Source organism: Rhodococcus sp. JCM 9793 (assembly GCF_055380405.1).
This window is the reverse complement of record NZ_AP043719.1, coordinates 94,936-106,929: the sequence shown is the minus strand read 5'-3', so window position 1 is coordinate 106,929 and position 11,994 is coordinate 94,936. Positions and strand designations below refer to the sequence as shown.

Sequence of the window (11,994 nt, the reverse complement as noted above, 5' to 3'; positions counted from 1 at the left end):
ATCCTTTCGTGCTACCTGATGTCGATTCAGCCGGCAGTGATGACGAGTTAGGCGGGGTTCGTGACGCTGTCCCGGGCTTGCAGCACTTCGGTGAGCTTTTCAAACGCTGAATGGGCACGCGCGACTCCGCAGTACCCGGCACTGTGGATCAGTAGTTCAGTAACTTCCTCCGGCGCAATCCCCAACCGGAGAGCCGCGACGAAGTGCTTGCCTAGTTCCTCATGCGAGCCGAGAGCGATCAACATCGACATCGTCGCCACGCTCTTGGTCCGGAGATCGAGGCCCTCTCGCGCCCACGAGTCCGAGAAGGGACGAGAAAGAATCTGTCGTAGGTCCGCAGTGTTGCCGGGCTCGTCCGGACGCGGCTGTGGTGGCCGAACGGCCTTTCCCAACAGTTTTTCCCGCACCACGTCAGCTGCTCGCACCTGTTCGTTTGTCAAGATCATCTACTTACCCCTTACAGTCCCTGGTGCGCGCCCTATCCGCCTGCGGGCGCCTATGTTCCGATCGTGATCTTCATCGGACAGAAATCGATCTGCATTGAAGCCGTTGAGTGTCAGAGGATCCTCCGACAACCCTTTCGCGCTTACTGTTCGTGCGCCCGGGCAATGTAGTTGTCGATTTCACGATGCGTGTTCATAATCGCCATCTCTTGCTGCCGATTGAGTTTGTAGCCTCGAGAATGACGCGAGCGAAGACCTGCCGTGACATGTGGCATGTTCGAGAAGTCCTGGCTAAGGACAAGTTTCCAGCGACTATCCGTCCACTCGAGCTCTTCGCGTTCCACAATCGGTTCCTCACCTACAGGGAACATCCGCAGCGAAAACACATCGAACAGGCAACTATTCGGATCGTCTCCATTCGGCCGGGCACGATAGCCCAATAGGTTTCCGTTGCTTGTCAGCACGACCACATTAGGGAAGATCGTCGTCACGCCGAGATACTTGGTATCGCTGCTCGAAACCTTGGGAAGCGGGATTCCAGCACCCTCGGCGTACTCATGAAGCGCGTTCACGAAGTCAACGCCCGCGCTGAGATCTTCGGGAAGCGGACGCTTCCGGAGGCCAGCAGCGACGAACTTCTCGCGGTCGGTGTAAATAGCATTGACCTGATCGGCCAGGTCAGAGACGGCGCGGTAGAGCTGCTCGCGCTCGTTGAGCGCATCCCGTTCGACCAGTTTGCTGTCGAACGTCCCCTCACGGCCCTTGTGGGTGTGGTTGTGAGCGTGCCCATTCTCCAGCTGCAGATACTCGTACGCATTGTGGTCAAGGATCAACTGCGGATGAGTGGCCGGTACGTGGTAGTTCTCCACGAAGGCGTCGAGGGAGACCTTCCAATTGCATGGCAACACCGTCGACTTGTACCAGTCGTACCGCATGATATCGACGCCGAACGGTTCGAACATCGGCTCCAAGGGAGCAAGGAACGATTCCAAATCCGTCGACGGTGTGTCGGGACAGACAAACACAAAGCCCCATCGGACACCGCTAGGAACCTCGATTAGTGCAAGGTCTTCGGGCTTCATGCCCTCGTCTGAGAACTCACCTTGATCGAGGACGAACGTGTTCTCACCATTGATCGCCCATGACCAACCGTGGTAGCGGCATCGGATGCCCCCCTGCCCTAAGCTGCCACAGCCCTGAGCAAGTCGAGTTGATCTATGCCTGCAGGCATTAGCGAATGCCTTGATACTGCCGTCTTCCTGCCGGACAACGAGAATTGATTCAGTGTTGACCTCATACTCATAGTAGTCTCCGCGATCTGGGATTTCTTCGAGGCGACATGCGATCTGCCAAGTATGGGGCCACAGCGACTTCTCTTCGAGGTCGAGGAAGAGCTTCGATGTGTATCGTGCCGACGGGATGTGGTCGTCGCCGAGGAGACGACAGTCGGCCTGCGCCAAAAGTGTCTGACTGGCTTCCAGGTCCAGCTTCTCGGTCGTGGCGGTCCCTGCAGTCTTGAGATTTCGCGTCATGAGGTGAACTCCTGATCTATGCCGAGGCAGTTAGCAAAAGTGTGCTGTAACACAGGTAGTTTGTCAACAGTCATTGCTGCGGAACACGGCAACCGACGAGGACGAGACTAATCCTGCGCATGGAAACGCCCGCGATCACGCGCCGAATCTGCAGAAAAGTACGATGATTCAGACTTCGAGAGGCTCTCTAGCCCAGCCGGAAGGAGCCATATTCGTGTGGCCCATGCGGTCGATGTGACGTATGAGATGTGGTCCCGCCTCGCGGTAGATGATTGCTGTGCGGTTGTACCGGACATCTTGCGAGGCGGTGCCACATCGTTCCTTCCGTAATCCTCCGCCAGGCTCGGCTGAAGCCGGGACGCCGGTCGGCTTCACTTGCCACGATCGTGCACGTTCTCGCCGGCGAATGCGTGTGGCGGTATCGTCCTCTTCCATCGGGATCACCCCGGCGACGTCGTATCACTGGCTCCGCTGTGTGGCGGCTGGACTCGTGCGAGAAGCCCACCACGCGGTGTCTGGTCTGCGCGGTACCTCCGGTGAAGCCGACTGGCGCGGTAACCATCCTGGGTCCAGCAAGGGGCCTGGTCGAGGAGGGGCGATCACCGGTCAGCAGAGCAGGAGCAAGTAACGGGGGATCGAAGTTCCACAGCCTCCCAGTTGATGGACTGTGTCTGCTCCGCCGACACGTCCGGGGCAGACGGCCTCGCCATGTCCGGTCAGATCCTCGGCGTCGCGAGAGTGATCACGTGGCCGGACACGTCCTTCAGAGCCGCCTCGTCGTACTCGACGACATGGATTCCTCGCAGGATCGTCTGCACGCTGAGCCCGGACTGGTGCCCCGCGCAGCCGGTGCCACTGCGACCGAACCGAGTTCCGCTTTGTCCAAGCACTTTTCAGCGGCGATTGCTTATGACAGCACGTGACTGCAACCTGTGATCGGCGCGATTCCCCGTGACCTCGTCGAGGAATACCTCGCCGTGTATCGGGAGGGCTCGGAGGCAGCAAACACGACGGACGTTTCGACCCCTGCCGTATTCTGCTGGTATCTCGTCGGATTCGCCCACCACATCGTCGCAGCCTGCCTCACGAACCCATCTCCCTGCGACACGCTGCGAGCGTTCTCGAGCGTGCCGATCTCGCGGTCGCCCCGAGGCCAGGAACCTGTCACGGAGGACCACGGGCGGCTTCAGGCCTCGACTTTGAGGGGCAGTCCGTTCAAGGCGCGCAACATGAAGGACTTGCGCCATTCCACCTCGCCGGCGAGCTCGATCGTCGGATAACGCGTCAGCAGGCTGTCGAGGGCCACCTGCAATTCGAGTCGGGCAAGCCACCCTCCCAGACAATAGTGGGCACCTCCGAAGAAGCTGATGTGCTTGTTAGGAGAACGTGTCAGGTCCAGCTCGAGCGGCTTGTCGAAGACTGCCGGATCATGATTTGCCGCTTGATTTCCGACGATCAGCGTCTCGCCCTTCCGAACCAGTTGGTCGCCGATTTCGATGTCGTTGACGGCGAATCGTGGAACCGAGCCACGGGTGGCTGCGTCGAATCGGAGGAGTTCTTCCCACGCCGGCACCATGATCCCCCGATCAGCCCGAAGGCGTTCGAGCTGGTCGGGGAAGTTCAGCAAGTGATAGAGACCCACCGGCAGAGTGCTGCCTGTGGTCTCATGACCTGCATTCAAAAGCGCGACAACCATTGCGACAACTTCGTCTTCGCTGAGCTTGTCCCCCTCGTCGCTGGCTTCTACCAGTGCGGTGAGCAGATCGTCTCGTCCAGGTGTCCGCCGTCGATCCTCGATCTCAGCGACGATGATCTCGACAAACTTTGCAACAATTTCGTCCGCCTCGTCGATCTGGGCGTCAGTCAGCATCGGCTCGTGGAGGGCAACGATGGCATCTGCGACCGCCAAGACCTGACTCATGTACTCGCGACTGATTCCCATGAGGTCGAGGATGACCTTCGTCGGGAGCATTTTGGCGAAATCATGGACGAGGTCGATCTCGGTACGACCGGCCAGGGTATCAAGATCGGCGTCGACAACCTCTTGTACCTGGGATCTCATCAGCTTCACGGCCGCAGGAGAGAACGTCTTGGCGACGATCCGGCGAACTCGGGCGTGCTCCTTGCCGTCCATGTTCAGGATCGTGCTGTGCCACACATCGAATGCCACGCTCGGACGGTCCGTCCCTACACTGTGGCCGCTGCCTGAACTGGACGCGACGTTCACACTCCAGTCTGCGTCTCTGAAGACTGATGTTGCCAGGTCGTACCGGGTTACGTAGTAGAATCCCCGCTTTTCGTATCGGAAGACCGGGGCGTGCTCCCTCAGTTCCGCGTAGAAAGGCCGTGGGTCGGGTGCTGCACCGATGATGAAATGCTCGAATCCTTCATCCAGGGTCTTGCTGGCTACTACCACTGTCGTCTCCTCGCGATACCGGTGGGGGCATGGGTGGTCGATGGTGTGACCGGATGGCCCACGATCTCAGAAACAAATCTTTGACGTGGGACGCATCACATGCAACACTAGGAAGTGTGACGTAGCACATCCTTTTTGTCAACACTCGTTTCGGCGCCAGCCGAACGGCGGATATTGTCCCAAAACCACGGCAACACTGATGTTTTCGGCGTCCACTGCTACCTCTCACTCCCTGCATCGACTCAGAATCCCGGCCAGGAGGTCCCGTGCTGCTTGAAGGAAAGATTGCGTTGGTAACAGGTGGTGCTTCGGGCATCGGTGCCAGCGTCTGCGAGAAGTTCTCTCACGAAGGCGCCACCGTGATCGTGCTCGATCGCGATGGAGACGCAGCGAAGCAACGCGCATCGACACTGACGAGAGCGACTTCTCTCTGCGTCGATGTCACCAACCCTGGCGAGGTCAACAGCGCAGTCGGGAACATCGTCAACGATTACGGGCGCCTCGACATTCTGGCGAATGTTGCCGGAACTGACGACCGTGAGTCAAAGAGAGCCATCGGCGAGCATCTCGCAGCCGGCACTCCTCTCGACATCACCTCCAAGTTGACCGATGATCAATGGCGTCGCATGATGTCCGTGAACATCGATGGAGTTTTCTACCTTATGCGCGCCGCGCTGCAGGTGATGCTGGTTCAAGAATCGGGCTCGATTATCAATGTCGCTTCGCTGGCCGGGGTAATCGGACAGGCCGGGCTCCCCCATTACTCCGCGTCCAAAGCAGCCGTTCTCGCGCTCACACGGTCCGTCGCGAAAGAGGTCGCAGATCGTGGGGTGCGAGTGAACGCGATCGCCCCAGGAGCGATACAAACGCCGATGTTCGGACGCTCGCCCGCTGGTCTGGCCAGCACTATCCCGATGAAGCGCATCGGCGGTCCCGAGGAGATTGCCTCAGTGGCGACCTTCCTAGCCAGCAGTGAGTCGTCCTATGTCACCGGCGAAACCATCAATGTCAACGGCGGCATGCTCACGGTGTAACACAGGCTGTCGACTCGCCGCAGCAATTCCTGCCAGACGCTGCAGAAGAGAACCTGCACCCGCTGCCGGTTCGTCGATGACGGTGTCACCTCGATCCCGCTTCGTGCTGTGTGGCATGGATGCGCCTATCCGACAGCAGCATTGCGCTTCCGACACACTTTATTCAGGAGACCATCCATGGCCACCGCATCACTAGCAGAAACCAAGTCACAACGTCAGGATGTCCTTGGTGTCGAGGATCTTTCCGTGGAGTTTTTCACGGAACACGGGTGGACTCGGGTGGTCGACAACGTGAACATCCGAGTACCACGAGGCAAGACCGTGGGCCTCGTCGGTGAATCAGGTTCCGGTAAGACGGTGACGTCCTTGGCTGCCATGGGTCTGTTGCCACGCCACGGAACGAGAGTCACCGGTTCGATCCAGCTCGACGGACGCGACCTCACCACGCTCGCGGAGAGCCAGTGGGCCGAGGTACGAGGCTCGGAAATCTCCATGGTGTTCCAAGAGCCGAGGCGTAGTCTCGACCCGGCTTTCACCGTTGGTCACCAGATCGCCGAGGTAGTCCGTCGACATGAGGGCGCGTCGAAACGCGACAGTCATGCTCGCGCAGTGGAAATGTTGGACGCAGTCGGAATCGCGGACGCGAAGCGACGAGTGCGAGCGTACCCCCACGAGTTCAGTGGCGGAATGTGTCAGCGTGTCATGCTCGCTATCGCGATGGTATGTAAACCCAAGTTGCTTATCGCCGACGAACCAACCACTGCCCTGGACGTCACCGTTCAGAAGGAAATGCTTCGACTGATGAAAGAACTGCAGCGCGAGTTCGACCTGTCGATTCTGTTCATCACCCATGACCTCGGCGTCGTAGCCGAGATGTGCGACGAAGTCAGCGTGATGTACGCAGGGCAAGTTGTCGAATCCACGGGAATCGACGAACTGTTCACGGCACCAGGACATCCGTACACCGAAGGTCTTCTCGATGCCATCCCAGATCCGAGAGCGCGTGGATCACGTCTCAAGGCGATTCCCGGTATGGTGCCCGCGCCCTGGCTGTGGCCCCGGTCGTGCCACTTCTTCGACCGGTGCACCTATGCGATCGCGGACCGCTGCGGCACAGAACCGGTCCCACTGCTCGCTGGACCTGACGGTCGGGGAATCCGGTGTGCCCGCGTCGGCGAACTCGAACTGAGAGGAATTGATCAATGACCGCCCTACTGGAGGTTTCGGGGCTCATGAAGTCCTACCCGGCAAAGCGAAACTTTCTCGGCAAAGCCACCGAATCGACCCAGGTCACCAACAACGTATCGTTCACCCTCGCTCGGGGTGAAACACTCGGAATCGTCGGTGAAACGGGTGCCGGTAAGTCGACAGTGGGCAGGCTCGTCCTACGGATGATCGATCCCGATGCCGGCAGTGTCCACTTCAACGGCAACGATGTGCTCGCGATGGACAAAAAGACACTCCGGTCGCTGAGACAACGGGCACAGATGATCTTTCAAGACCCATTCAGTTCGCTCGACCCCCATATGACGGTCCGAGAAGCAGTCGGAGAACCGCTCACGATTCATCAAGGATTGAAGGGCGAAGAGCGTGATACCAAAGTCATCGCGTTGCTCCAAAGAGTCGGAATCCGTGAAGACCAACTCAATAAATATCCCCGAGAGTTCTCTGGCGGACAGCTTCAGCGACTCGCGATCGCACGCGCATTGACCACAGACCCAGAGTTCATTGTGTGCGACGAACCGGTCGCGGCACTGGATGTTTCAATCCAAGCCCAGGTTCTGAACCTGCTTCTCGATCTGCAGCGCGAACGCGGACTCGCTTACATCTTCATCTCACACGACCTTTCCCTGGTCCGTTTTCTCGCTCATCGCGTAGCCGTGATGTACAAGGGAGAGATAGTCGAGATGAACGATACCGAAGAGATCTTCGATAACCCCCAACACCCCTACACCCAGAAACTGGTGGCTGCTATCCCCGACCCCCGCAACAGGGGAGCCCGACTGCGCGAGGAGTCCCAATGTTGAACCAGATAGTCAAGCGACTCCTCTCCGCTATTCCTCTTCTTCTATTCGTGAGTTTTTTTGTCTACTCACTCGTTGACCTGATCCCCGGTGATGCCGCCACTGCACTTGCAGGAGAAAACGCAACTCCCGCCGCCATCGAGGAAACGAGGGAAAGACTGGGCCTCAACGAACCATTGTTAGTTCGGTATCTCGACTGGCTGGGTAGCGCGCTTCGTGGCGATCTCGGTACGTCGCTGTTCAGCTCCGATTCGGTAGTCAATATATTAAGTAATCGGCTTCCGGTCACCCTCTCCCTCACGCTCATCACGATGCTGATCGTCGTCATCGTTGGGCTCCCGACTGGTGTCTTCGCTGCTATGCGTGCAAATTCGCTTATCGACCGCGCGCTGACAGCAGCTTCCAGCGTCGCCATGGCGGTGCCGCCGTTTATCCTCGGCCTCATCCTGGTCATTCTATTCGCGATCCTGTCCCCCGTTCTTCCTGCAACCGGCTACACACCGGTCGGTGAGGGACTCGGGTCGTGGCTTCAGCACCTTATCCTGCCCGCAATCGCAATTGCAGCGATTTCCGGGGCAGAACTTGCACGGCAGACACGCGCAGCCATGGTCGACACACTGGGGAAGGACTTTATCCGTACCACGCGCGCCAAGGGCCTACTCACAAAAGAGATTGTCGGACAACACGCGCTGAAGAACGCTGGGATTCCCATCGTCACCGTGCTCGGACTGCAAGTAAATCGCATCCTGGCCGGCGCGGTCACCGTCGAATTCGTCTTCGCGCTACCGGGGTTGGGAAGTCTCGCCGTCAGCTCTGTGTTCAGCCGCGACATCCCGGTGATCCTGGGAATCGTCATGACGACTGCAGTCATCATCGTGGCCGTCAACGTTGTAGTGGACCTCACGTATGGCTACTTCAATCCTCGTGCCCGACACTGACCTCCATTCACACGCCCCATCCCTAAAGCTGGAAGATCTCCGATCATGAGCGATAGCCGGTCCCTCGTCGAGCTGCCGAGCGAGACAAACAATCTGACCCAGTTCGATTCAGGTCATAGAAAAGTTCCGAATATCGACAATTCGCCGCCTCCGGCGAAACAGCGCAGACTGATACAGTTCCTGCGCTCCAGCCGCCCGCTACGGCAGCTGCGTACCAATACCGCTGCGATGCTTGCCCTCGTATTCATCTGCCTCGTGGTGTTTCTCGCGGTCTTCGGCTCGACTCTAGCGCCGCACGACCCGAACGCACAGAACCTGGCAAACAGTCTCGCGCCTCCCGGCAGCGAACACTGGCTCGGCACGGACATGTACGGCCGCGACATCTTGAGCCGACTGCTGGCCGCGGCGCAAGTGACGACAGTCGCTGTTGTCCAAGCCGTTGGTATCGCGGCGGTACTAGGTATCCCGGTCGGACTCTTGGCAGGACTCATCGGCGGCTGGGTCGGAGCTCTCTTCAGTCGAATCTCTGACGCGCTTCAGAGTCTCCCCCCACTGGTTCTTGCCATCGCTATCGTCGGCATTCTCGGACCTAGCTTGACCAACGCGATGCTTGCAATCGGGATTGTCACAGCTCCATCGCTGTTTCGGCTCGCACGTGGCGCAGCCGAGTCTGTCTCCACCGAGACTTACATCGAGGCGTGTCGTGCCATCGGTTGTTCGCAATGGCGGCTGCTGTGGCGACACGTTCTTCCCAATGCTGCCTCGCCTCTATTGGTGCAGTTGTCCTTTGCGGGGGGGCTCGCGATCGTCGCGGAAGCCAGTCTGAGCTTTCTTGGGCTCGGGGTACAGGCACCACAGACATCATGGGGAAGCATGGTTCGCGATGCCTTCGACAACGTCTATGTCGCTCCGATCAACATCATCCCGCCTGCACTGATGATCGTGCTCACGGTGCTCGCCTTCTCTACCTTCGGCGATGGACTTCGCGACGCGCTCGAAGGCACTACGAAGGTCTCCAAGGTCAAGCCCCTCAAGAAGAGTCGTAAGCCTGTCCAGGCAGACGCTGGGCAATACCGCGGGAAATCCTCAGCCGAGTAGCGCGTAGTGCGGCCGGAGCGCGAGCGACTCGCTCGCGCTCCTGAGCAGTTGGCGGACGATGGCGCTTCGACCAGTATAAGCAGCCAACGAATGTCGGTCCTGGGTCACGAGCGCAGTTCTGATCGGATGTGCTACGCAACGACGGGTACTGGTGAAGAAGTGATGAGAAATCACATTCGGACCGGTCATTTCTGGCCTTTCAGGATGAGCCCGGCGTGGCAGGTGGCGCTGGGAGTGGGTTTCGAGCACGGTGTCAGTTTCACCGTCTCCGTGTTCGCACCGAAGTGCGAGTCGCACCTGTATCCGGGTTTGCCGGAACTCGCCTGCAGCACCCGCTGTTTAAGTCCGTTCGAATGTGACTCTCACGCGATCGGCAAGTGCCTTGAGAGCACAGTTGGCGTCGCTGGCCACGTTACGTAATCCGTCGGCGAGGTTGACTCGGTCGGTCAGATGTCAGCGATGCCATCATCCGCAGGTCACCTTCGGTGCAGGTCTGGGACATGTCCGCACGAAGGTGACGTCCCCGGTCCAGTCGACCCGGTTCTCCGGGATCCAGGGGACGCGCAGACGCCCGGCGAGCCACTCCGGAGGATGCGGCCGTAGGTCGCGTAAGAGCCTCAGCACCAATAGGTTCTGGGTCTGACCTGGGTTGGCTCATTTCGTTAGTGCGTGAGTCACCGGCCTGAAATCCGATTCAGAATCTCGCGGATCTCGGGTTCGACCTGCGGCGGGAACGTATGCCGGGTGCCGTTGATCGCGATCGTCGCCGAACGCAACGGGCGCAGCTTCTTGACGACATGGCCGATCGCCAACCCGGTACGTTCCTGAACCAGACGCGAGACGGCCAACGCCGCGAACACGATCGTCAGATGCGCCTCGATCGAATCCTTCGTGCGATGAAAGATCGGCCGGGCCCGCAGATCTGTTTTCGACATCCGAAACGACTGCTCCACATGCCACAGGTCATGATATTTCGCGATCACCTCAGACGGATCCATCAGTGAGGCATAAGTATTCGTCACGTACCCTTTCAATCCCGAGAGGGATCGAGCACGCTCGAGCGACGCGGTATCGAGGCTGCGGCCCTGCGCGGTGGTCTTGACGAACCGAGTCGACTTCGGCGGTGTACCGCCGTCGACGACGGCCCGGGCGCGGGCTTCCTGCGCGTTCAACGTCTTCTCGTCCCGCGCCGCCCGGGCGGTCGAGTACTGCCACACCGCCCGCCACGCGTTCGGATGCGCGACCGGGTCCCACACGGGTTCGGCGCGTTTGCGGACATTGTTGACCTTCGAGCGGCCGTGTCTGGGGGTGATCGTGTCGACGATCTGACCATTGGTGAAAGCATTGCCGTGCCAATGAAAGTGCGAGGCAAGATCACCGGGCGCTTTGGTGACACGGGAGCCGACGATGAACTTCAGACCTGCCTCATCGAGGTCGGTCAGATTCGACGCCGACAGCATCCCGGCATCAGCAGCGACGACCATCTCCACACCGGTGAGGTCGTGGCGCTGCTGGAACTGACGCACGATCGGCACGATGGTGTGGGTTTCCGCGTGGTTGCCTTCGAAGCAACCGATTTCCAGCGGGAAACCGGTGCGGTCCACCAGAAGCCCGACGACGATCTGCGGGTCGACGCGTCGTTCCTTGCTGTAGCCGACTTTCCTTAAGGTGTCTTCCTTTTCGGCTTCGAAGTACAAGGTGGTGACGTCGTAGAGCAGCAAGGACAGACCGCCGGTGTCGGCGGCGTGGGCGAAGCACCGCTCGGCGATGACGGCCCGGTAGTCCTTGTCGAGAATCGAGCGCAGGTGGCGTTTGATGGTGGCGTAACTCGGTGGGGCGGCGCCGAGGTCACGCAGGACTCGGCCGGCATCGAGTTTCGACCCGGGTTCGACGATGCGGGCGATCACCAGGTCCCGGAAGGCCTCATCGTGGATTCGGTCGAATCCCAGCTGGTCGTAGGCGGTGTGCAGGGCTTCCCGGAGCAACACCGACGCGGTGGTTTCGGTCCGGCCCGGCGCATCGAGCACCGGTTGTTGCTCGTCGATCGGTGTCGGCAGCAGCGTTGCTTGCCCGGTGGGAAGAACGCTTTCGACGGGCAGTTGTGGGGTGATGCCCAGGTCGAGGGCCTGTTGGTCGGGTTCGAGCCAGGCTCGAGCGCGTTCGAGGAGCATGCCGAGTTCGATGTCGGTGTGGGCGGACCCGATGTGTTTGACGATTTCCTGCCGGCCACCGCTGTAGCGGGCGATCTGCACGGCGGTGGCTCCGGACTTGGTGCGGACTCGCCTGATGAACGCCACTCGATGAGCGTAGACGGGCTCGGTTAGTGCGTGAACTCAGCCATTCAGAATCGAGAAGAGCCTGGTCACAGCCCTGCGATCAGGATTTGTGGTCTGGAGTGAGCCAAGTCAGGTCTGAGTCCGGCATGTGTGCGCAGACCGGCTTGGGAGCGTTGCGTATGGAGCGCATCGAGGGGGCATCACGATCTCACCGAGACCGCCGGACCGCTCGA

9 protein-coding genes and 1 pseudogene are annotated in these 11,994 nt (G+C 59.6%); 5 read left to right on the top strand and 5 right to left on the bottom strand.

Features of this window, described 5'->3' with window-relative positions; genetic code table 11:
* Positions 1-47: 47 nt before the first annotated feature.
* The 4 genes and pseudogenes from ACZ46K_RS01285 to ACZ46K_RS01270 all read right to left on the bottom strand — a co-directional run bounded on the left by ACZ46K_RS01285 (position 48) and on the right by ACZ46K_RS01270 (position 4,145).
* Positions 48-446: a carboxymuconolactone decarboxylase family protein gene (locus tag ACZ46K_RS01285; protein WP_464743410.1), complete on the bottom strand. Its 399-nt coding sequence runs from the start codon at positions 444-446 to the stop codon at positions 48-50.
* 140 nt (positions 447-586) lie between these two features.
* On the bottom strand, positions 587-1,975 hold the full coding sequence (locus ACZ46K_RS01280; protein WP_054806526.1) for an aromatic ring-hydroxylating oxygenase subunit alpha: 1,389 nt from the start codon (positions 1,973-1,975) through the stop codon (positions 587-589).
* A 696-nt stretch (positions 1,976-2,671) separates the two neighbouring features.
* A pseudogene (locus ACZ46K_RS01275) lies at positions 2,672-2,823 on the bottom strand (histidinol dehydrogenase); the annotation flags it as partial.
* 338 nt (positions 2,824-3,161) lie between these two features.
* Positions 3,162-4,145, bottom strand: a complete 984-nt coding sequence (locus ACZ46K_RS01270) for a cytochrome P450 (protein ID WP_464743408.1) — start codon at positions 4,143-4,145, stop codon at positions 3,162-3,164.
* A 512-nt stretch (positions 4,146-4,657) separates the two neighbouring features.
* Here ACZ46K_RS01270 and ACZ46K_RS01265 point away from each other — a divergent pair.
* From ACZ46K_RS01265 to ACZ46K_RS01245, 5 genes are all read left to right on the top strand, one after another.
* Positions 4,658-5,425, top strand: coding sequence for an SDR family NAD(P)-dependent oxidoreductase (locus ACZ46K_RS01265; RefSeq protein ID WP_054810209.1), 768 nt, complete (start codon positions 4,658-4,660; stop codon positions 5,423-5,425).
* A 177-nt stretch (positions 5,426-5,602) separates the two neighbouring features.
* On the top strand, positions 5,603-6,631 hold the full coding sequence (locus tag ACZ46K_RS01260; RefSeq protein ID WP_054806521.1) for an ABC transporter ATP-binding protein: 1,029 nt from the start codon (positions 5,603-5,605) through the stop codon (positions 6,629-6,631).
* Entirely contained in the window at positions 6,628-7,452 is an 825-nt protein-coding gene (locus ACZ46K_RS01255) for an ABC transporter ATP-binding protein (RefSeq protein WP_054810210.1), read from the top strand. Before ACZ46K_RS01260 ends, ACZ46K_RS01255 begins: the two co-directional genes overlap by 4 nt.
* Positions 7,446-8,387 carry an ABC transporter permease gene (locus ACZ46K_RS01250; protein WP_464743405.1) on the top strand — a complete coding sequence of 314 codons (942 nt, stop codon included), beginning with the start codon at positions 7,446-7,448 and terminating at the stop codon, positions 8,385-8,387. The genes ACZ46K_RS01255 and ACZ46K_RS01250 overlap by 7 nt, the downstream gene beginning before the upstream one ends.
* 45 nt (positions 8,388-8,432) lie before the next feature.
* Positions 8,433-9,485 (top strand): ABC transporter permease, encoded by a 1,053-nt coding sequence (locus ACZ46K_RS01245; RefSeq protein WP_464743403.1) that lies wholly within the window; start codon positions 8,433-8,435, stop codon positions 9,483-9,485.
* A gap of 674 nt (positions 9,486-10,159) precedes the next feature.
* On the opposite strand, the gene ACZ46K_RS01240 is transcribed toward ACZ46K_RS01245, so the two are convergent.
* The gene (locus tag ACZ46K_RS01240) at positions 10,160-11,782 is read right to left on the bottom strand and encodes an IS1634 family transposase (protein WP_054811009.1); all 1,623 of its coding nucleotides are present in this window, start codon (positions 11,780-11,782) and stop codon (positions 10,160-10,162) included.
* Between the last annotated feature and the right edge of the window lie 212 nt (positions 11,783-11,994).